Source organism: Aeromicrobium sp. SP1 (assembly GCF_055663785.1).
Genome location: NZ_JBQVVK010000001.1, coordinates 3,247,169 through 3,267,395 on the forward strand (window position 1 = coordinate 3,247,169; position 20,227 = coordinate 3,267,395).

Annotated in this window: 18 protein-coding genes; 9 read left to right on the forward strand and 9 right to left on the reverse strand. The window is 72.4% G+C overall.

The window, feature by feature from the left end; genetic code table 11:
• Positions 1-60 precede the first annotated feature (60 nt).
• Positions 61-3,399 carry a CDP-glycerol glycerophosphotransferase family protein gene (locus ACT26F_RS15840; protein WP_471671511.1) on the forward strand — a complete coding sequence of 1,113 codons (3,339 nt, stop codon included), beginning with the start codon at positions 61-63 and terminating at the stop codon, positions 3,397-3,399.
• A 102-nt stretch (positions 3,400-3,501) separates the two neighbouring features.
• Here ACT26F_RS15840 and ACT26F_RS15845 read toward each other — a convergent pair whose 3' ends face one another.
• Entirely contained in the window at positions 3,502-4,611 is a 1,110-nt protein-coding gene (locus tag ACT26F_RS15845) for a citrate synthase 2 (RefSeq protein ID WP_471671512.1), read from the reverse strand.
• Between the two features lie 71 nt (positions 4,612-4,682).
• On the opposite strand from ACT26F_RS15845, the gene pdxH reads away from it, so the two are divergent.
• Together pdxH and ACT26F_RS15855 are read left to right on the forward strand one after the other, a co-directional pair.
• A complete protein-coding gene (gene pdxH, locus ACT26F_RS15850) occupies positions 4,683-5,321 on the forward strand; it encodes a pyridoxamine 5'-phosphate oxidase (RefSeq protein WP_471671513.1) in 639 nt (212 codons plus the stop codon).
• A 66-nt stretch (positions 5,322-5,387) separates the two neighbouring features.
• On the forward strand, positions 5,388-6,653 hold the full coding sequence (locus ACT26F_RS15855; protein WP_471671514.1) for an MFS transporter: 1,266 nt from the start codon (positions 5,388-5,390) through the stop codon (positions 6,651-6,653).
• On the opposite strand, the gene ACT26F_RS15860 is transcribed toward ACT26F_RS15855, so the two are convergent.
• Positions 6,654-7,373, reverse strand: coding sequence for a hypothetical protein (locus tag ACT26F_RS15860; RefSeq protein WP_471671515.1), 720 nt, complete (start codon positions 7,371-7,373; stop codon positions 6,654-6,656).
• Between the two features lie 10 nt (positions 7,374-7,383).
• On the reverse strand, positions 7,384-8,730 hold the full coding sequence (locus tag ACT26F_RS15865; protein ID WP_471671516.1) for a cryptochrome/photolyase family protein: 1,347 nt from the start codon (positions 8,728-8,730) through the stop codon (positions 7,384-7,386).
• A 112-nt stretch (positions 8,731-8,842) separates the two neighbouring features.
• Here ACT26F_RS15865 and ACT26F_RS15870 point away from each other — a divergent pair, with 112 nt between their 5' ends.
• On the forward strand, positions 8,843-9,532 hold the full coding sequence (locus tag ACT26F_RS15870) for a metal-dependent transcriptional regulator (RefSeq protein ID WP_471671517.1): 690 nt from the start codon (positions 8,843-8,845) through the stop codon (positions 9,530-9,532).
• A 1-nt stretch (position 9,533) separates the two neighbouring features.
• On the opposite strand, the gene ACT26F_RS15875 is transcribed toward ACT26F_RS15870, so the two are convergent.
• Positions 9,534-10,835, reverse strand: a complete 1,302-nt coding sequence (locus tag ACT26F_RS15875) for a condensation domain-containing protein (protein ID WP_471671518.1) — start codon at positions 10,833-10,835, stop codon at positions 9,534-9,536.
• 46 nt (positions 10,836-10,881) lie between these two features.
• Between ACT26F_RS15875 and ACT26F_RS15880 the strand changes: the two genes are divergently transcribed.
• From ACT26F_RS15880 to ACT26F_RS15900, 5 genes are read left to right on the forward strand one after another with little or no spacing between them, the layout of a single operon-like run.
• Positions 10,882-11,700 (forward strand): alpha/beta fold hydrolase, encoded by an 819-nt coding sequence (locus tag ACT26F_RS15880; RefSeq protein ID WP_471671519.1) that lies wholly within the window; start codon positions 10,882-10,884, stop codon positions 11,698-11,700.
• Between the two features lie 45 nt (positions 11,701-11,745).
• Entirely contained in the window at positions 11,746-12,189 is a 444-nt protein-coding gene (locus tag ACT26F_RS15885) for a PGPGW domain-containing protein (RefSeq protein WP_471671520.1), read from the forward strand.
• Between the two features lie 36 nt (positions 12,190-12,225).
• Positions 12,226-13,275: an LLM class flavin-dependent oxidoreductase gene (locus tag ACT26F_RS15890; RefSeq protein ID WP_471671521.1), complete on the forward strand. Its 1,050-nt coding sequence runs from the start codon at positions 12,226-12,228 to the stop codon at positions 13,273-13,275.
• On the forward strand, positions 13,275-13,766 hold the full coding sequence (locus ACT26F_RS15895) for a GNAT family N-acetyltransferase (RefSeq protein WP_471671522.1): 492 nt from the start codon (positions 13,275-13,277) through the stop codon (positions 13,764-13,766). Before ACT26F_RS15890 ends, ACT26F_RS15895 begins: the two co-directional genes overlap by 1 nt.
• A gap of 40 nt (positions 13,767-13,806) precedes the next feature.
• Positions 13,807-15,483 carry a cation:proton antiporter gene (locus tag ACT26F_RS15900; protein ID WP_471671523.1) on the forward strand — a complete coding sequence of 559 codons (1,677 nt, stop codon included), beginning with the start codon at positions 13,807-13,809 and terminating at the stop codon, positions 15,481-15,483.
• A gap of 80 nt (positions 15,484-15,563) precedes the next feature.
• On the opposite strand, the gene ACT26F_RS15905 is transcribed toward ACT26F_RS15900, so the two are convergent.
• From ACT26F_RS15905 to ACT26F_RS15925, 5 genes are all read right to left on the reverse strand, one after another.
• Positions 15,564-15,941 (reverse strand): SHOCT domain-containing protein, encoded by a 378-nt coding sequence (locus tag ACT26F_RS15905; RefSeq protein WP_471671524.1) that lies wholly within the window; start codon positions 15,939-15,941, stop codon positions 15,564-15,566.
• Positions 15,942-16,076: 135 nt separating this feature from the next.
• Positions 16,077-16,337: a GlsB/YeaQ/YmgE family stress response membrane protein gene (locus tag ACT26F_RS15910; RefSeq protein ID WP_471671525.1), complete on the reverse strand. Its 261-nt coding sequence runs from the start codon at positions 16,335-16,337 to the stop codon at positions 16,077-16,079.
• 269 nt (positions 16,338-16,606) lie between these two features.
• Entirely contained in the window at positions 16,607-17,428 is an 822-nt protein-coding gene (locus ACT26F_RS15915; RefSeq protein WP_471671526.1) for an alpha/beta fold hydrolase, read from the reverse strand.
• A 61-nt stretch (positions 17,429-17,489) separates the two neighbouring features.
• Positions 17,490-18,152 (reverse strand): response regulator transcription factor, encoded by a 663-nt coding sequence (locus ACT26F_RS15920; protein WP_471671527.1) that lies wholly within the window; start codon positions 18,150-18,152, stop codon positions 17,490-17,492.
• Positions 18,149-20,179 carry a sensor histidine kinase gene (locus tag ACT26F_RS15925; RefSeq protein WP_471671528.1) on the reverse strand — a complete coding sequence of 677 codons (2,031 nt, stop codon included), beginning with the start codon at positions 20,177-20,179 and terminating at the stop codon, positions 18,149-18,151. The genes ACT26F_RS15920 and ACT26F_RS15925 overlap by 4 nt, the downstream gene beginning before the upstream one ends.
• Positions 20,180-20,227 lie beyond the last annotated feature (48 nt).

The following is a 20,227-nucleotide window of genomic DNA, read 5'->3' on the forward strand; positions in this document are numbered from 1 at the left end:
TAGACTCGGAAGTCGCGTGTCGGGACGTCCGGCGTGCCACGAGACAGGAGCCGGAAGCGCATGCCAGACCCGAGACGCGTCGCGCGCCGTGTCGCGTCGGCGATGCCCCCGGCGGCCCAGGACCGACTCCGCCGGGTGCTCGGCCGTGGTCCGGCCGGTACCGAGCCCGAGCGCGTCGCGCTGACCGTCCGCCACGAGGGCGGCACGATCGCCTACACCGGTGAGTTCGGCGATCCCGTGCGCGTCGTCGCGCTCGTCGTACGACCGTCCACCAGCGCGGGCCGGGTCCTGATGCGGATCGCGCAGGAGCCGAGTGCCCGGTTCGACTTCTCGCTCGACGTCGGCACCCTGTGGGAGACCGTCGAGCACGCGGCCGGCCGCTACGACCTCTTCCTCGAGTGCGAGGGCACGGGCAGGAAGCCGGTCGAGTACCGGCTCGGGAGGTTCGCTCGCACGCAGACCGCCGACGCCATGAGCCGTGTCGAGCTCGCCGACCCCGTCTCGACCCTGGGGGAGGAGGTCGGCGCGTGGACGCACGTGACCGACCAGGGCAACGTCTCGATCCGGATCGCGCCCGAGCCGGCCCGCAAGTACGAGATCGAGGGGCGTCGTCTCGAGGCCGGGCCGAACGGCATCGCGGGCGACCTCGTGCTCAAGACCTTCAGCCGGCCCGCCGAGCTCATCGAGCTGCGGCTCGTGCAGCGGTTCTCCGGCCGCCACGAGGTGCTGCCGATCGACCTCGAGCCGCTCGACCCGACGACCCACCACGGCCTGCACTCCTACCGGATCTCGTTCAGCGGACGGCCCGGACCGGCCCATCCCGACGAGCGCGAGGGCATCGTCGACCCGTTCGTGTGGATGGAGCTGCCGGGGTTCGAGGACCCGATCCGCGGACTGCTCGCGGCCAAGGACTTCCCGAAGCCGCGGCTGAAGGACCTTCCCGTCCCCACGGCCGATGGTGAGCACGTCGACCTGTGGGTGCCCTACCTGACCTTCCGCGGCAAGCGGCTCGCGTTCTGGACCGAGCGCTTCACGGTGGACGCCCACGCCTACCTGCGCCGGCTCACCCGCTGGGCGTGGCTGCTCGCGCCGGTCCGACCGTTCACGGGCATCTGGCTCGTCGGCGAGGTCCGGTACAAGGCGCAGGACAACGGCTACCAGCTGTTCCGGTGGATCCGCGAGCACCAGCCGAAGCGCCGCGCCTACTACGTGATCGACGCCGACTCGCCCGACCGCGGCAAGATCGAGGCGCTCGGCAACGTCGTCCTGTCCCGGTCCCGCGAGCACATCCGGTACACGGTCCTGGCCTCGCGGTTCGTCGGCAGCCACCACTCCGAGTACCTGCACGCCTCACGCTCGGAGCGCCTCGCGAAGCGCGCGCAGGGCCTGCGGGTGTTCCTGCAGCACGGCGTCACGGGGATGAAGAACGTCCGGCTCAACTACGGACGCCTGCACATGCAGGAGATGCCCTTCGACCGGGTCGTGGTGAACTCCGCCGCCGAGCGGCAGATCTTCATCGAGGACCTCGACTTCTTCCCCTCGCAGGTCGCGGTCACCGGCTTCGCGCGGTACGACGCCCTGTTCGCCGGCGAGCCGCACGTGCGCCAGCGGATCGTCGTGATGCCGACGTGGCGCGACTGGCTGGCCAGCCGTCAGGGCGTGCTCGAGAGCAAGTACCTCGCCAGTTGGACCGAGTTCCTCACCCACCCGGACCTGCGCCGGCTCGCCGAGGAGCACGACGTCGAGATCCTGCTCGTGATGCACCCGAACCTGCGGGCTCACGTCGAGGACCTGCAGCTCGACGGCATCGAGATCGCGACCGCGGACGCCGACGTCCAGGAGCTCATCCGCACGAGCGCCGCGCTCGTGACCGACTACTCCAGCGTCGCGTGGGACGCGGCCTTCCTCCGGCACCCCGTGTTCTTCTTCCGGTTCGACGACGCCGTCCTCACCGGTGCGCGCACCCCGTTCATCGATGCCGTCACCGAGCTGCCCGGCGCCGTCGGACACCATGCCGACGAGCTGGTCGCCGAGGTCGTCAGGTCGTGGCAGGGCGGGTTCGCGATGGACGACGTGTACGCCCAGCGCGCCCAGAAGTACCTCGAGCTGCCGGCCGACGGCTACTGCGAGCGCAACTACGAGATGGTCCGCACGGCCGACGGCCCGCGGACCCGACTGCTGCGGCTGCGCAACCGCCGCTGGGTCCGTGAGGCGTTCCTGCGATTCCGGAACGGGCCGCACTACTACCGGGCGATGACCCTCATGTTCCGGTTCGGCAGCCTGCTCCCGCGCAAGGACACCGCGATCTTCGAGAGCGACCGCGGCGGCGCCTACGGCGGCAGCCCGCGCGCGCTGTTCGAGCGGATGCACGCACGCGGCAGCTCGCTCGACCTCTGGTACGTCAACAACTCGACGCTGCGAGTCCCGGCCGGCACCCACAAGGTCTTCCGGCTGACGCCGCGCTACTTCTGGGAGCTCTCCCGCGCCCGGTACTGGGTCTTCAACCAGAACGTCCACGACCTGTGCAAGCGCCCTCGCGGCACGCACTACCTGCAGACGTGGCACGGGACGCCGCTCAAGCGGATGCAGAACGACGTCAAGGTCATGTACGGGCGGGCCGAGGGCTACCACGACAAGGCGCAGGAGCTCGTCAACCGTTGGTCCTCACTCGTCTCGCCGAGTGAGTTCGCGACCGGCGCGTTCCGCAGCGCGTTCGGGTACGAGGGGCCGATCCTGCAGACCGGGTACCCCGGCAACGACGTGTTCCACACGCCCGAGGGCGTCCAGCGTGCCCTCGATGCGCGACGCCGGCTGGGCATCGCCCCCGACCGCAAGGTCGTCCTCTACGCGCCGACGTTCCGCGACGACGGTCGGGCTCCCGGTGCCTCGGGCGCCTGGGCGCACGACATGGCACTGGATCTGGCGAAGTTCGCCGAGCGGCTCGGCGACGACGTCACGCTGCTCGTGCGGCTCCACCCGCTCGTGCGGTTCCCGTGGCCGCGCGATCTCGCCGACAGTGTCGTCAACGCCTCGAAGTACCCCGATGCGCAGGACCTGCTACTGGCCGCCGACGCGCTCGTGACCGACTACTCGTCGATCATGTTCGACTACGCCCAGACCGGACGGCCGATCGTGCTGTTCGTCTACGACCTCGAGCACTACCGCGACGACCTCCGCGGGTTCTACCTCGACCTGGAGGAGATCGCCCCGGGTCCGGTCGTGCGCACGAGCGACGCGGTGATCGACGCGATCGCCCGCCTCGACGCGCTGGACACCGAGTACGGCGACCGGCTGGCGGCGTTCCGCGAGCAGTTCGGCAGCCTCGAGGACGGCGCGGCCTCCGACCGCGTCATCGACGACGTGTTCAGCCCGGCCGAGCGCGGCATCCCCCCGACCTGACGGTGGTCCCGGGACGCGTCCCGCTCCGCTCGCCGCCACTCGACCACCGGAAGGTGGTCGAGTGGCCGCGAGGAACGTGCGGCGTGTCGAGACCGGGCCGGCTCAGGCCTTCGACCACTCCGGGTTCCAGCCCTCGACCTCGTCGGCGCGGCGCGAGGCCGGGCCGGTGTAGATCGCCGACGGGCGGATCAGACGGCCCGTCTTGTACTGCTCGAGGATGTGCGCGCTCCAGCCGGCCGTGCGGGCCGACGTGAACATCGCCGTGAACATGTTCGCCGGGATCTCGGCGAAGTCCAGCACGATCGCGGCCCAGAACTCGACGTTCGTCTCGAGGACGCGGTCGGGGCGGCGCTCGCGCAGCTCCTTGAGGGCGGCCTGCTCGAGCGCCTCGGCGACCTCCGCGCGCGGGGCGTTGAGCTCCTTGGCGGTGCGACGCAGCGTGCGGGCGCGGGGATCCTCGGCGCGGTACACGCGGTGGCCGAAGCCCATGAGCCGCTCACCGTCGTCGAGCAGCTTCTTGACGTACGCCTCGGCGTTGCCGGTCTTCTCGACCTCCTCGATCATGCCCAGCACGCGCGACGGGGCGCCGCCGTGCAGCGGGCCGGACATCGCGCCCACGGCGCCGGAGAGCGCCGCGGCGACGTCGGCGCCGGTCGAGGAGATCACGCGCGCGGTGAACGTGGAGGCGTTCATGCCGTGCTCGGCGGCCGACACGAGGTACGCGTCGATGGCCTTGGCGTGGTCGGGGTTGACCTCGCCACGCCAGCGGGTGAGCATCCGCTCGACGATCGTGTCGCACTGGTCGATCTGGGCCTGGGGCACCATCGGCTTGCCGAGGCCACGGGCGGCCTGGGCGACGTACGACAGCACCATGACGGCGGTGCGGGCGAGATCGTGGCGGACCTCTTCGGGCGTCTCGATGTCGTAGAGCTGCCGGATGCCCCACACGGGAGCCATCTGGGCGATCGCGCTCTGGACGTCGGCGCGGATGTCGCCGGAGTGCACGGGGATCGGGTACGGCTCGGCCGGCGGCAGGCCGGGCTCGTAGGCGCCGTCGACCAGCAGGCCCCAGATCTTCTCGAACGGCACGCGGCCGACGAGGTCGTCGATGTCGACGCCGCGGTAGCGCAGCGCGGAGCCTTCCTTGTCGGGTTCGGCGATCTCGCTCTCGAACGCTACGACGCCTTCCAATCCGTGATGCACCTGAGTCATGGCTCAATTCTGCCCTGCCCTCGGTACGCGGTCGCCGCCGCGTCCCACCTGGCGGTGACTACCGTGGGTCCATGGGCAACCCGGACCTGGCGCGCATGCGCACCGAGTACGCGCGCATCGGCCTCGACGAGGCGACCGCGGGCGTCGATCCGCTCGCGCTCGCGGACCGCTGGCTCGCCGACGCGCTCGCCGCGGGGGTCCACGAGGCGAACGCGATGGCGTTGGCGACGGCCACCCCCGACGGGGCGCCCTCCGTGCGGATCGTCCTGCTCAAGGGACTCGACGAGCGCGGCGCCGTCTTCTACACGAACTACGACTCGCGCAAGGGCCGCGAGCTCGAGGCCAACCCGCGGGCGGCGGCGGTCCTGCTGTGGCACCCCCTCCAGCGCCAGCTGCGGCTGGAGGGCCCCGTGAGCCGGATCGATCCGGCCGATTCGGACGCCTACTTCCTGTCGCGGCCGGAGGGGGCGCGGATCGGCGCGGCCGCGTCGCCGCAGTCGCAGGTCGTCGCCGACCGGGCCGAGCTCGAGCGGCTCTGGGCGCAGGCCGAGACCGCCGGCGCGGCCGACCACCGGCCGTCGGGCTGGGGCGGCTACCGGATCCACGTCGACGTCGCCGAGTTCTGGCACGGCCGCGAGAACCGGTTCCACGACCGCATCCGGTTCCGCCGCAGCGACGACGGCTGGCTGCGCGAACGCCTCGCCCCGTAGGTCGCGTACAGCGGACCCGGGTTGCGAGGGCGCTGAGCGCCCTCGGGCCTCGGATAGCCTGCTCCGGTGCCCCGGCTGCTGACGGACGTCCGTCCTCTCCGCGCGTCGGCGGCGTATCGACGGTTGTGGATCGGCCAGGCGATCTCGGGCTTCGGCCAGCAGGTCACGGTCGTCGCGATCGCGTGGGAGGTCTGGCAGCTCACGCACTCCTCGTTCTCCGTGGGCCTCGTCGGCATCGCCGGCCTGCTGCCGCTCATCCTGGGCGGCCTGTACGGCGGAGCGCTCGTGGACGCGTTCGACCGACGCACGGTGGCCGTCGTGTCAGCCCTCGGCCTGTGGCTGTCGTCGATCACGCTCGTCGTGCACAGCGTGGCCGACCTGAGGACCGTCGGCTTCCTGTATGTCGTCGTGGCCTTCCAGGCGCTCTTCTACGCCGTGAACCAGCCCGCGCGGTCCGCGATGCTGCCGCAGCTGCTGCCGTCGAACCTGCTGCCCGCGGCGAACGCCCTGAGTATGGCCGCGACGAACCTGTCCCTCACGGTCGGTCCGCTGCTCGGCGGCGCGCTGATCGCGTGGCGCGGGGTCGAGGCCGCGTACGTCGCGGATGTCGTGCTGTACCTCGCGGCGCTCTACTCGGTGCTGCGACTGCCGGCGCTGCCGCCGGCCACGAAGCTGCCCGTGCCGGGTCTGAGCTCCGTCGTGGACGGGCTGCGGTTCCTGCGCACCGCCCCGAACATCGCGATGTCGTTCGTCGTGGACCTGTGCGCGATGGTGTTCGCCCAGCCGCGGTCGCTGTACCCCGCCCTCGCCGCGACCGTCTTCACGTCCGCGACGCTCGGCGGGTCCGACGCCGCGACACTCGGCCTGCTGCAGGCGTCGCCGGCGATCGGCTCGCTCATCGCGTTCGTGCTGTCCGGCTGGGTCAGCCGCGTCCACCGGCACGGCATCGCGGTCACGGTGGCGGTCGTCGTCTACGGCGCGAGCGTCGCCGCGGCGGGCTTCTCCGCGATCGGGGTGCCGGGGCTGCTGTGGCTGGCCGTGTCCTTCCTCGCGCTCTCGGGCGCGGCCGACATGGTCAGTGCCGCGTACCGCTCGACGATCCTGCAGACCGCCGCACCCGACGAGATGCGCGGCCGGATGCAGGGGCTGTTCATCGTCGTCGTCGCGGGCGGGCCGCGCCTGGGCGACTTCCTGCTCGGCTCGCTCGCCTCCGCGATCGGCGAGCAGTGGGCGATGGTCGTCGGCGGCGGTCTGTGCATCGGCGGCGTCCTGCTCGCGGTCGGCCTGAACCGACGCTTCCTCGCGTACGACGCCCGCCACCCGACGCCGTAGTCAGCCCCCGAAGTCGGCGAGGTCGATGTGGATCCAGACCTGCTCGGAGCGGCCGACGAGCTCGCCCTCGGGCGTGTAGAGGGCGGTGCCGGTGAGGAACTTGCGTCCCTCGCGGGCCGCGAGCTGTCCGACCGCGTGGTACGTCCGGCCCGCGACGGGAGCGGAGTACACCTCGGCGGTCATCGTGCCGAGCACCATCGGCTGGGCCGTGAAGTCGGCCGCCCAGCCCCCGGGGCAGTCGAGCGCGGCCCATGCCACCGGCACCCCGATCGTGCCGTCGTCGTCGGCGAACGCCGGATCGACGCGCCACGGCGCGGCCGTGAGGTCCTCGCCGATCGGCCCGCTGAAGATCCGCAGCCCGTCGCCCTCGCCGCGGGCCGTCCCGCACGTGAAGCACAGGTCGAACGGGTGGTACCTGAACCCGGGATAGGCCGCGAGACCCGCGGCGACCTCTGCCTCGTCGGCGAAGCGGGGCGGCTCGCGGGTGAACGCGCCGGGCGACGAGGAGCCCACGAGCGCGCCGCCGTGGGTCAGCAGCCGGCTGACGTCCCCGTCGTGCTCCCACGCGAGCGGCGTGTCCAGCGGCGGCGGCATCGAGAGGCGCGAGGCGACGGGACCGTCGTGGCCCTGCGCGAGGAGCGCCGCGGCGACCAGCCCACTGACCCAGCCGCCGTTGCCGGACGTGGGCGGGCCGTTGAACTGGCGGGGGATCGTCACCATGCACCCGACGTTAGTCGCGCAGCGCATCCCACCGGCGCAGGGCCTCACGCCGCTCCTCGGCGTGGTCGACGAGGGGAGGCGGGTAGTCCGCAGGCGGCTGGTCGAGCCGCCAGGGCTCGTGCACGGCGGGACCCTCGACGTGGGCCAGCTCGGGCACCCACCGCCGGACGTACGCCCCGTCCGGGTCGAAGCGCCGTCCCTGGCCCACGGGGTTGAAGACGCGGAACCACGGCGCCGCGTCCGTGCCGCAGCCGGCGACCCACTGCCAGCCGTGCTGGTTGCTGGCGAGGTCGGCGTCCAGCAGCCGCTCACGGAACCACCGGGCACCGTGCGTCCACTCCACGTGCAGGTCCTTGACGAGGAAGCTCGCGACGACCATCCGGACCCGGTTGTGCATCCAGCCCTCGGCCAGCAGCTGTCGCATGCCGGCGTCGACGAACGGGAAGCCCGTACGACCCTGCTGCCACGCCTCGACGTCGCCCGCGGGCTCGTCGTACTGCAGTGACTCGACCGCACGGTTCCAGTACCCGAACGCGGAGTCGGGACGGTCGGCGAGGACGTCGGCGTAGAAGTCGCGGAACGCCAGCTGGCGGGCGTACGCCGCGGCGCCGGGCGAGTCGTGATCGGCGAGGTCGGCCAGCAGCGTGCGCGGATGGACCGTGCCCCACTTGAGGTGGACGGACATCCTCGACGTCGTGTCGAGGTCCGGCCGGTCGCGCTCGTCCTCGTAGTCGTCGACGTGGCCGTGCAGCCAGCGGTGCCAGTGGGCGCGGGCGGCGCGCTCGCCGACCGGCGGAAGCCGCAGTCCGGGGAGCGCGGTGACGTCCGGCAGCGGCAGTGACGTCCCGGGCCGCAGCCACGGCACGGATCCGGCGCGGACGGCCGGAGCGGGAGGGGCGAGACCGTGCTCGCGCCACGTCCGGAACCACGGGGTGAACACGCGGTACGCGCCGCCGTCGGGCTTCGTGAGGGTGCCGGGGTCGACGGCATGGGCGGAGCCCGTGAGCACGAGCGGCACGTCCGCCAGGGCGCCGCGGACCGCGTGGTCCCGGGCCCTCCCGTAGGGCGTGTGCGACGCGGTCGCGTGCACCGACGCGGCGCCGACCTCCCGGGCGATCCGGGGCACCACGGTGCGCGGGTCGCCGGCGACGAGGTGCAGTCCGCCGAGCCGGTCGGCGAAGTTCGCCAGCAGTCGTGCGAGGTACGCGCGGCGCAGCGACGTGGTCGCGGTCGCGAACCGCTCGTCCAGGACGAAGAGCGGGACGACGCCCTCGTCCCCGGCCTCGACGGCGGCGCGCAGGGCGGGGTGGTCGTCCAGCCTCAGGTCCGCCCGGAACCACATCACGGAGACCGCCACGGGTGCATCGTCCCCCGGCGCGGAGGTCGCCGCACGTCCGCGGGTGAGGCGAGCCTCACTCCGGCGTGGTCCGCGTGGCTCGGCAGCGGGACCGGCATGGAACAATGGCCGCGTGAGCGAGCTCATCGACACCACCGAGATGTACCTGAGGACCATCTTCGAGCTGGAGGAGGAGGGAATCGTCCCGCTGCGGGCGCGCATCGCCGAGCGCCTGCACCAGAGCGGTCCCACCGTCAGCCAGACCGTGGCCCGGATGGAGCGCGACGGCCTGCTCTCGGTCGAGGGCGATCGCCACCTCGAGCTGTCGGAGAAGGGCCGTGCCCTCGCGACGCGCGTCATGCGCAAGCACCGTCTCGCCGAGCGACTGCTCACCGACGTGATCGGACTCGAGATCGAGTACGTCCACGAGGAGGCGTGCCGCTGGGAGCACGTCATGTCCGAGCAGGTCGAGCGTCGTCTCGTCGAACTGCTCGAGCACCCCACCGAGTCGCCCTACGGCAACCCCATCCCGGGTCTGGGCGAGCTGGGTGAGTCCGTCGAGGGGGCCGAGTTCCTCGACGGCGTCGAGCCGCTCCCGCGCGCCATCGGCACCTCCGAGACCCCCGTGCGGGTCGTCGTGCGCCGCATCGCCGAGGAGCTGCAGAAGGACACCGAGGTCATGTCGGTGCTGCGCCGCGTCGGCGCCCTGCCCGGCAACGACGTGCTGGCCTCGCGCGGTCACGACGGACTCGTCGTCGCCCGTCAGTCCGAGACGGCCGAGATCGACCTCGAGGCCGCGGGCCACATCTTCGTCTCGCGGTAGGTCACCGCGCGAGCTCGCGCAGACGGTGCTCGACGAGATCGAGCCAACGACCGACGTTCAGCCGCGCCTCCGGCGTGTCCGGATGCCGACAGCGCACGTGCATGCCCGCGTCGTTGACGACGAACCAGATCATCACGCCGTCGGTGCGGATCGCCGCCGAGACGAACTGGACCTCGAGCGCCGGGTCGACCGCGACGGGCAGCCGACGCACGTCGAGCCACGACATCGCGAACATGCCGGGACCCTCCGGCATGCCGCCGTACGGTGCCATGATCGGCGCGAGCGGCCACGAGCCGAGGCCGATCGCCTCCTGCACGGCCACGGAGCAGGCCTGCGGGTCGGGGTCGGCCGACTCCAGCACCGCGTTGGTGATGAACCAGCCCACCGCGTCCTGCCAGCGCTCCTCGTAGCGGCTGTGCACCGGGAAGACCGCGCGGAACGCCCGACCGGTCAGGCTCGCCGTGACCTCCGTCAGGACCGAGGTCGCCAGGGCGATCATCCGCACGCCCTGACCGTGCGCCCGGTCGGCGAACCGTGCGGTCGCGGCCGCATCGAGGACGTCGCGCGTGTCGTACACGCCGTCGGGGACCGGCTCGGCCGCGCCGAGAGGCAGCGGGAACCGTGGCATCCAGCCGTCCTCCGCGGCGAGGACCTCGGCCCAGCGGTCGACCACCTCGGCCGGGGCCGGGGGCCGGTCGAGCAGGGCCCGGGTGTGATCGGAGAACGGGGGTGCGGCCGGCAGCCCGGCGCCCACGGGCCGCCCGGCGGTCACGTCGTCGAGGCACACGGCGAGATCGCGGACCAGGACCAGCAGTGACCACATGTCGACGTGCGCGTGGTCCGAGGCGATGACGACGGCCGGCCGGATGTCGGGTTCGCCCGCGGCGGGCTCGACGAGGCACAACCGGTACGAGGGCCGCTCGAACGGGGCGCACGCCGTGTCGAGCAGGTCCCGCAGGGCCTCGCGGGTGGAGCCGGCGACGGGGTGCTCGTGCCACGCCCCGGGGCCCAGTTCGGCGTCGTGGAGTCGGACGTCGTCCGAGCCGGGGGAGAAGACGGTGCCGAGGGTCCCGTGGCGGCGGACCGTCGCGTCCCAGGCCCGCCCGAGGTCGTCCCGGACGACCGGTCCCGGCAGCCGGATCGCCATGGCCATCCACGAGCCGGGGCGCTGTCCGCGCGCGACGTGACGGTGCTGGTCGAAGGAGACGGGCACGACGCTGTCCTCGTCGACGGACGCGTCGATCCGGTACCCGAGAAGCCTGCCGTGGGGCAGCGACATGTGGGCGACGTTCGTCAGCCGCATGAGCCGTACTCTAGAGGCCTGACCCAGCCCGCCGACGGAGGTGCACGTGCCCAGGTTCGACGTCGCCGATGCCACCCTCGACTACGACGTGCGCGGTGACTCCGGGCCACTGGTCGTCCAGCTGCACGGCCTCACCTCGAGCCGACTGCGCGATGCGTCGATGGGGCTGGACCTGCCGCAGTACCTGCGCGGCTACCGGGTGCTGCGCTACGACGCGCGCGGCCACGGCGCCTCGACCGGGTCGGAGCGCCCCGACGACTACGTCTGGCCGCGACTCGCGCAGGACCTGCTCGCGCTGCTCGACCACGTCGCCCCGGGCGAGCGGGTGCACGGCGTCGGCCCCTCCATGGGCACGGCAACCCTGCTGCACGCCGCGGTGCGCGATCCCGGACGGTTCGCCAGCCTGACCCTCGTCGTCCCGCCGACGGCGTGGGAGTCGCGGCGCGCGCAGGCCACGACGTACGTCGCGAACGCCGACCTGATCGCCCGCGAGGGCCTCGACGCGTTCGTCGAGCTCGGCCGGACGGGCCCCGTCGTCCCCGCGCTGGCGGAGGCTCCCGTGACCCTGCCGTCGGTCACGGCGACCCTGCTGCCCTGCATCCTGCGCGGAGCCGCGTCGACCGACCTGCCCGAGCCCGAGCAGATCGGCGGCGTCACGGCGCCCACCCTCGTGCTCGCCTGGAGCGACGACCCGACGCATCCGATCAGCACCGCGAAGCGGCTGCGCGAGCTGATGCCGAACAGCCGACTCGTCGTCGCACGCACGCCCTACGGGATCATGGCCTGGCCGAACCTGTTCGCCGACCACGTCACGGGCAGCGCCGCGGAGGACGAGGCTCTCGAGCTGCCGGCCGAGGCCGTCTGACCTCACCGCACGAGCGGCTCACGGCCGGACTGGCATGCTTGCGCCATGACGTTCGGCCAACGACTGCGCGGGTGGTTCCAGCGCACCGGGTCGGAGACGTTGGGCTGGACCCTCGTCGTGCTGGGCGTGATCCTGATGCCGCTGCCGGGACCCGGCACGCTCATCGTCCTGGGCGGCGTGGCGCTGCTGGCCCGCCACTACACGTGGGCCGAGCGCATCGTCGGGCCGCTCGAGGAGAAGGCGGTCGAGGCCGCGCGGTACGGCGTCGCGACGATCCCGCGGATCCTGCTGAGCCTGCTCGGCATCGCGTGCGTCATCACGGTCGGCGCGATCTGGCTGGCCTCGCCGACGATCCCCGAGTTCACGATCGTGGGGATCGGGTTCGGTCCGGAACTGCCCGCGGCCGGGTGGGTCGGGGCGATCGGGATCTGGAGCGGCGCGGCCGCCGCGCTCGGTCTGCTGATCTACAGCATCCGCCGCTGGCGCTGACCGGCCGCGACGCGCGCACGCGGATACGGTGGACCCGTGACCTCCTCCATCGATCCCGCTGCGATCGAGCTGGGCCTCGACACGTTCGGTGACCGCACCCTCGGCCCCGACGGCACCCCGAAGCACCACGCGGCCGTCCTGCGCGACGTCGTCGAGCAGGGCGTCCTCGCCGACCGGGTCGGACTGGCGTTCCTCGGCGTCGGCGAGCACCACCGCGACGACTTCGCCGTCAGCGCACCCGAGGTCGTGCTCGCGGCGATCGCCGCGCGCACCGAGCACATCCGCCTCGGCACGGCCGTCACGGTGCTCAGCTCCGACGACCCGATCCGGGTCTTCGAGCGCTTCTCGACGCTCGACGCGATCTCGAACGGCCGGGCCGAGGTGATCCTCGGCCGCGGCTCGTTCACCGAGTCCTTCCCGCTCTTCGGCTTCGACCTCGACGACTACGAGGTGCTGTTCGCCGAGAAGCTCGACCTGTTCGCCCGCCTGCTGACCGAGGAGCCGGTGACGTGGTCGGGCTCGATCCGGCCGCCGCTGACCGACCAGCGCGTGTACCCGCCGACGGAGTCCGGTCGGCTCCGGGCGTGGATCGGGGTCGGTGGCACGCCCCAGTCCGTCGTGCGCGCCGCGCACTACCGGATCCCGCTCATGCTCGCGATCATCGGCGGGCCGCCGGCGCAGTTCGTGCCGCTCGCGAACTACTACCGCGAGCTGCTCGCGGCCGACGGCGTCGACCCGCTACCCGTGGGGATGCACTCCCCGGGCTACGTCGCCGAGACCGACGAGCAGGCCCGCGACGAGCTCTTCGGTCACTTCCAGGCCCAGCGGGACCGGATCGGTCGGGAGCGCGGCTGGCCGCCCACCACCCGGATCCAGTTCGAGCGCGACGCGAGCCCCGAGGGAGCCCTGTACGTCGGCTCGCCCGAGACCGTGGCCCGCAAGATCGCGACCAACCTGAAGCTGCTGGGCGTGACGCGCTTCGACCTCAAGTACGCCAACGGCGCGATGCCGCACGAGCAGCTGCTGCGCTGCATCGAGCTGTACGGCACGAAGGTCGCCCCGCTCGTGCGCGAGATGGTGGCCTGATGCTCGTCCGACCGGCGACCGACGCGGACTGGGAGCGCGTGTGGCCGTTCTGGCAGCAGGCGGTCGCCGAGGGCGAGACGCTCGCGTACGCCGACGACGTCACGTCGAAGCAGGCCAAGGCCGCCTGGCGTCCCGGTGAGCCGAGGCACACCGTCGTCGGAGTCGACTTCGACGGACGCGTGCTGGGCACCGCCGTGATGGGCCCGAGCCGGCCCGGCCGCGGTGACCACGTCGCCACCGCCACGCTCGTGGTCGACCCGGCCGAGCACGGTCAGCGCGTCGGCCGTCACCTGGCCGAGCACGTGCTCGAGTGGGCCGCCGATGCGGGCTTCGACGCCGTCGTGGTCGACGACGTCGTCGAGACCGACGAGGCGGCCGTCGCGCTGTGGCGCGACCTCGGGCTGTCGGTCGTCGGCACGGTCCCGGACGCCTTCCGCTCGGCGACGCACGGGCACGTCGGCAGGCTCGTCCTGTACCGCGCCCTGGGTTGACGGACGGCGCGCTCACAGGCTGCGTCCCTACGATGGCCGGGTGGAGTTGATCGTCGCAGCCGTCGTCGTGGTCGTGGTCATCGCGGGAGCCACGGTGTTCGCGCCGCGCCTCGGTCTCGCCGCGCCCCTGGTGCTCGTCGGCCTCGGGATCGGCTTCAGCCTCCTGCCCTTCACGCCGCAGTACGAGATCGATCCCCATCTGATCCTCGCCGGGCTACTGCCGCCCCTGCTCTACGCGGCGGCGGTGTCGATGCCGACGATGGACTTCCGGCGCGACTTCACGCTCATCAGCGGGATGTCCGTCGTGCTCGTCCTGATCAGCTCGCTGCTGCTGGGTCTGCTGTTCACGTGGGTGATCCCCGGCCTGGACTACCCGCTGGCCGTCGCGCTGGGCGCGATCGTCAGCCCGACCGATGCCGTGGCGACGAGGATCGTGAAGGACCTCGGGGTGTCACGGCGCATCGTCACGGTGCTCGAGGGCGAGAGCATGCTCAACGACGCGACGGCGCTCGTCCTGCTGCGCACCGCGGTCGCCGCGATCGCCACCTCGGTGCACTTCTGGGCGGTCCTGGGCCAGTTCGTGTGGGCGGTCGCCGGCGCCGTGGCGATCGGCTGGCTCGTCGGCGAGCTCAACCTGCGGATCCGGGCCCGGCTGAGCGACGCGGCCGTCAACACGGCGGTGTCGTTCACGGTCCCGTTCGTGGCGTACGTGCCGGCCGAGCACCTCAATGCGTCAGGCCTCGTGGCGGCCGTGACCGCGGGACTCGTCACGGGTCACGCCGCCGCGCAGTACCTCGCGCCGCAGCACCGCATCTCCGACGCCCAGAACTGGCGCACGGTCGAGTTCCTGCTCGAGGGCCTCGTGTTCCTCATCATGGGCCTGGAGATCTCGGCGCTCGTCGAGGACGTCGGCGACAGCGACGGCGGAGTGAGCCGGGCGGCGCTCATCGCCGCGATCGCCCTCGCCGCGGCGATGTTCGTGCGCCTGCTCTACGTCGCGGTGGTCGTGCTGATCGACAAGTCGAAGGCCAGGCGGGTGCCCGAGATGCGGGACGCCATCGAGCACTGGGGTGCCAAGGCCGACGGGATCGACTCGCCGCGCGCCGACCGGCTGCGGACCACGCTGCGCCGCAAGTCCGCCGACGTCGACTACCTCGACGCGCTCCCGCTCGGCCGGCGGGAGGGACTCGTGATCGCGTGGGCCGGACTGCGCGGCGCCGTCACGGTCGCGGCGGCCCAGACGCTGCCGCACGATGTCGAGCACCGCTCCCTGCTGATCCTGATCGCCTTCTTCGTCGCGCTGTTCTCGCTCATCGTCCAGGGCGGGACGCTCGGGGCCCTCGTGCGCTTCCTGGGCCTCTCGGGGCGCGACGGCGCCAGTACGCAGCAGGAGTGGGACCGGCTGCGCGACCTCATGAACGCGACCGCGCTGGAGGTCGTCCAGGCCGCCGAGCTGCCGCCGGAACTCGAGGAGCTGCGTACGCGGTTCGCCCGTACGCAGATCCCCGAGGAGGACGAGGGCGACCGCCGGGTCGGCGACCAGCACCGCGCCATCGTGCGAGGGCTGCGACTCGACATGATCGAGGCCCAGCGGTCGGCCCTGCTCCGCGAGCGTGACGACGGCACGTACAGCACCGAGGTGCTCAGCCACATGCTCGCGGTGCTCGACGCCGACCAGATCGGGATCGAGCTGCGCTCCCGTCCCGACACGGACTGAGCCGCGCCACCCGCCCGGACATGACACGGGCCGGAGTCCCGAAGGACTCCGGCCCGGATCGCACCCTCAGGGGCGAGGCGTCAGGCGAGTGCCTTGGCCTTGAGCTGGTCGTACTCGGCCTGCGTGATCGCGCCGGAGTCCAGCAGCGACTTCGCCGAGGCGATCTGGTCGGCCGGCGACTGGGCGGCCACGTCGCGGATGTACGCGTCGGTCTGCTGCTGGGCATCGCGCAGCTTGGCCTGCTGACGACGCGCCATGCCGCCGCCGCGGGCGATCAGGTAGACCAGCGCCGTCAGCGCGGGGACGAAGATGAGGAAGAAGACCCACACGGCCTTCCACCAGCCCGAGAGCTCGTCATCGCTGAAGAGATCGATGATGATGTTGAACAGGACGATGAGGTAGGCCATGAAGAAGAAGACCGAGATCGTCAACCACAGGAAGTCCCAGAAGCTGTCCACAGTTGATCCTTAGATGTGTCGGGGTCGCGAAACCGTGTGACGGAAGTCGCCACGGCATCATCGTTCCACCCGGTGCGCCGGCAGACCCCACCGGCACGGCAGACGACTCGCGTCCGCCCGGACCCGAGGGGTGGTTCAGGCCGCGCTGCGGTTGCTCCACCAGCGCCAGCCGGCGGTCACGATGACGGCGCCGAGCAGCGATCCGATGATCCCGCTCGGGTGGATCGCCAGGTCGCCGTCGACGAGCAGGCTGATGAGCAGTCCGCCCACGAAGGAGCCGACGAGGCCGGCGACGATCGCCAGGGTCCAGTCGATTCCGGCCCCGCCCTTGCCCAGGATCAACTGGGCCGCAGCGCCGACGAGCATGCCGAAGAGGATGATTGCGAGGATGAGCACGCACCGATCCTAGGGCGTCGGCGTGCGGGTGTGACCAGCGCAATGCGCGACACGCGCAACTCATCGCACCCCGGTGCGACTTCTTGCATGTGTCTGTTGGTACAAATGTGACGTCCAGACCGGGCCTGCTGCATCTCCCGTGGCCCGAGGACGGACAGGGCGGACGCGCCCGAGGGAACGCGCACATCCACCCCGAGAGTGCGTGTGGGCGCCGCGTTGGAGTACCCCTTTCCCCCCGATGGGACTCCGACGCGGCGCCGCTCCCGCCCTCAGCGCGCCAGGAACTCCAGCAGCACGCGGTTGAACTCCTCGGGGTGGCTCACGTTGAGACCGTGCGGTCCGCCGGCGACGACGTGCAGGGTCGCCCCCTCGACGTCCCGCGCGGTGCGCTGACCGGAGACCTCGAACGGCACGATCGCGTCACCGTCCCCGTGGATCACGAGCACCGGGACGTCGATCCGGGTGAGGTCGTCGCGGAAGTCCGTCCGCCCGAACGCGTCGACGCAGGCCAGCACGGCCTCGTCCCGCGCCGGCTCGGACAGCGCGAACGCGTCGCGCCGCTGCTGGTCGGTGACCTTCAGCTCGCCCCCGGCGGAGAAGAACTGGGTGCTGAAGTCCTCGAAGAAGCCGGCACGGTCCTGGCTGATGCCGTTCTTGAATCCCGCGATGGCCTCCTCGGTCAGACCGCCCTCGGGATTCTCGTCGGACTTGAGCAGGTAGGGCGGCACGGCGCCGGCGAAGACCGCCGAGGCGATCCGCTCCGAGCCGTGGGCACCCAGGTAGCGGGCGACCTCGCCGCCGCCCATGGAGAACCCGACGAGCGTGACGTCCCGCAGGTCCAGTGACTCCAGGAGCCCGGCGAGGTCGGCTGCGAACGTGTCGTAGTCGTAGCCCGACTCGGGCTTGTCCGAGGCGCCGAAGCCGCGGCGGTCGTACGTGATGACGCGATGGCCGGCGGCCGTGAGGGCAGGAACCTGGGACTGCCAGGAGGCGCCGCTGAGCGGCCACCCGTGGATCAGGACGACGGGTCGGCCGTCGCCTCCGGTGTCCTCGTAGGACAGTTCGATGCCGTTCGTGGTGAGCGTGCTCATGGAACTCCTTTCGTTCGACTCCCACCGTGGCCCGCTGCGGGGCGGTTCGCAATCCCGCAGGTCAGGCGTCGCGGCCCAGCCCGGCCTCGCGGGCCTTGATGATGGCCTCGGCGCGGTCGGCGGCATGCAGCTTCGCGTAGATCGTGGAGACGGCGTTGCGGACGGTCTTGTTGGAGACGAAGAGCTCCGCGGCGATCGCGTCGTTGCTGCGCCCGGCGGCCAGCAGGTCGAGCACGGCGCGCTCGCGCTCGGACAGCTCGGGGAAGGGGTGCTCGACCCGCTGCTGGGCGCGGCCGGCGAAGAGCCCTGCGACCCGGGCGGCGACCGACGCGCCGAAGACCATCCCGCCACCGGCGGTCGCGACGATCGCGCGGTGCACCTCGGCGGCGTCGGAGCCCTTGAGCAGGTAGCCCGAGGCGCCAGCGCGCAGCGCGCTGACGATCGTGTCGTCGTCCTCGTTCATCGTCAGCATGAGTACGCGGACGTCCCGGTGGCGACCGGTGATGTGCCGTGTGGCCTCGATCCCGTCGAGCACGGGCATCTGGATGTCCATCACGACGACGTCCGGCGGGTCGGCGTCCACGACGTGGATCGCCTCGCGACCGTCGCCCGCCGAGCCGACCACCTCGACGCCGCCGATCGCGCCGAGCAGGGCCACGAGTCCGTCGCGCAGGATCTGGTGGTCGTCCACGACGACGACCCGCACCGGCTCGCTCTCGCTCATGCCCGGCCCCTTCCGTCGTGCGGCAGCCATGCGGTCACGACCGTACCGCCGTCCGCGGGGCAGCGGATGTCCACGTCGCCGCCCAGCTCGGCGGCCCGCTCCCGCATCGACTGCAGGCCGACCCCGGCCTGGGCGTCGGCCGGGATCCCGGCCCCGTCGTCGCGGACCTCGACCACGAGGCGTGCGTCCTCCGACCGCAGCGCCACGGTGCAGGTGCGGGCGTCGGCGTGGCGCAGGACGTTCGTCATCGCCTCCGAGGCGATCCGGTAGGCGGCGACCTCGACGGCGGCGGGCAGCTCACCGTCGATGTCGGCGTCGACGCGGACGCGGGTCGCGGTGCCGGCGTGCTCGGCCAGCTGCCCCAGGGCGCCGACGAGGCCGCGATCGTCCAGCGCGGGCGGCCGGAGGTCGTGCACGAGCCGCCGCACGTCCTTCACGATCTGCTGGACGACGTCGCGGGTCTCGACGAGCTGCTCGTCGGCGGAGCCCGGGTCGGCCGCGATCGCGAGCCGTGCCGACTCGATCCGGAACACGACGGCCGACAGGGCGGGGCCGAGACCGTCGTGCAGGTCGCGGCGGATCCGGCGGCGCTCCTCCTCGCGCGCCAGCACGAGCCCCTCGCGGCTGCGCTGGACCTCGTCGGCGAGCTGGTTCGCGCGAACGGCGGTGGCGGCCTGCCGGACGACGTCGGCGAGCAACGCCTCGTCGCGGGCGCTGAGCCGGTTGCGCACGCCGCGCGCGGGCAGCGCGAGCCGCCCGATCGACTCGCCGCGGTAGGAGATCGGGAACGTCCGCACCCGCCCGGGACGGCTGCCGCGGGAGGCGACGAGCCGCTCGCCGCTCGCGCGCTCGACCTCGACCTCGACGAAGTCCACGGCGAACGCGTCGGCGACGGCGGTCGTCACGGCCGCCAACTGGGCCTCGTCGGCGTCGGCCTGCTCGAGCGTCGAGGCGAGGCTCGCGATGACGTCGTACGGGTCGTCGCGCTCGCCGAGCACGAGTCGGCGCACGAAGCGCTCGACGCGCGTGCGCAACGGCCCGTACAGCACGGCGGCCAGGACGAGCACGAGCAGCACGACCTCGCGCTCGCCGAGCGAGTCGCCCAGCAGCGCGGAGAGGACGGCGAGCACGAGCAGGTCGATCGCGACGATCGCCGCGGCGATGCCGCCGAACGCGATCGTGCGGACGAGCAGCGTCTCGACGTGGACGATCCGGGGGTTGACGACCGCGATCGTGATCGCGACCGGCGAGATCGTTAGGGCGGTCAGCACGAACAGCCAGCTCGGCACGGGGGCGTCGACGAGGATGCTCGCGGCCATCACGAGGACCATGACGACCGCCGCCCACGCGAGCCAGCGCATCCGCTCGCGCTCGAGGCCGCGGGAGCCGCGGTAGCGCAGCACGACCGCCACGAGCGCGAGGCAGAAGCCGGCCACGCCCGTCACCCGCACCGCCAGCTCGAGCTGGTCGACGTACGGGCGCATCGCCTCGACGGTGAAGGCGTCCGGGTCCGATCCCGGGGGAATCCGCTCCAGCACGTCCTCGGGCGACGGGCCGACGTACATCGTGAGCAGCGAGATGCCCATGAGGGCGAGGCTGCACATGCCCAGGGTCCGCAGCCGGCCGACGGGAAGCCGGCCGTCGGGGAACAGCAGCAGCATCGCCGCCGCCGCGACCGGCAGGATCGCGGTGAACCGCAGCAGGAACCACAGCGTGAACGTCGTCCCGGGCAGCGCCTCGTCGGTCGTGACGGCGAGTCGTGCGTACGCCTGGGCGAGGCCGTCGAGGCTCCACACGATCCCGAGGGCCGCCATGGCCCAGCCGATCGGGTGCCGCGGGTCGTGCCAGAAGATGACGCCCGCGAGCACGAGCAGGACGAGCCCCTGCACGGCGAAGGGCCAGCCCGGGTCGGCCAGGTACTGCGGCACGTCGGAGAGCTCGGTGCGCGCGTCGAGCGCGATCGTGGCGGCGAGCGCGAGGGCGCCCAGGAGCGTGCCGACGATCCCGGGGGCCCAGCGCGAGAGCATGCACCGATCATGACGCCGATCCGGCCCCGGTGGGGTCGGATCGGCGCC

Bases quoted from the DNA above. Each gene is read 5' to 3' on its own strand.
- ACT26F_RS15920 (WP_471671527.1), bottom strand. From the start codon at position 18,152: ATGAGCGAGAGCGAGCCGGTGCGGGTCGTCGTCGTGGACGACCACCAG.
- ACT26F_RS15845 (WP_471671512.1), bottom strand. From the start codon at position 4,611: ATGACTCAGGTGCATCACGGATTGGAAGGCGTCGTAGCGTTCGAGAGC.
- ACT26F_RS15860 (WP_471671515.1), bottom strand. From the start codon at position 7,373: ATGGTGACGATCCCCCGCCAGTTCAACGGCCCGCCCACGTCCGGCAAC.
- ACT26F_RS15875 (WP_471671518.1), bottom strand. From the start codon at position 10,835: ATGCGGCTGACGAACGTCGCCCACATGTCGCTGCCCCACGGCAGGCTT.
- ACT26F_RS15925 (WP_471671528.1), bottom strand. From the start codon at position 20,179: ATGCTCTCGCGCTGGGCCCCCGGGATCGTCGGCACGCTCCTGGGCGCC.
- ACT26F_RS15895 (WP_471671522.1), top strand. From the start codon at position 13,275: ATGCTCGTCCGACCGGCGACCGACGCGGACTGGGAGCGCGTGTGGCCG.
- ACT26F_RS15915 (WP_471671526.1), bottom strand. From the start codon at position 17,428: ATGAGCACGCTCACCACGAACGGCATCGAACTGTCCTACGAGGACACC.
- ACT26F_RS15885 (WP_471671520.1), top strand. From the start codon at position 11,746: ATGACGTTCGGCCAACGACTGCGCGGGTGGTTCCAGCGCACCGGGTCG.
- pdxH (WP_471671513.1), top strand. From the start codon at position 4,683: ATGGGCAACCCGGACCTGGCGCGCATGCGCACCGAGTACGCGCGCATC.
- ACT26F_RS15840 (WP_471671511.1), top strand. From the start codon at position 61: ATGCCAGACCCGAGACGCGTCGCGCGCCGTGTCGCGTCGGCGATGCCC.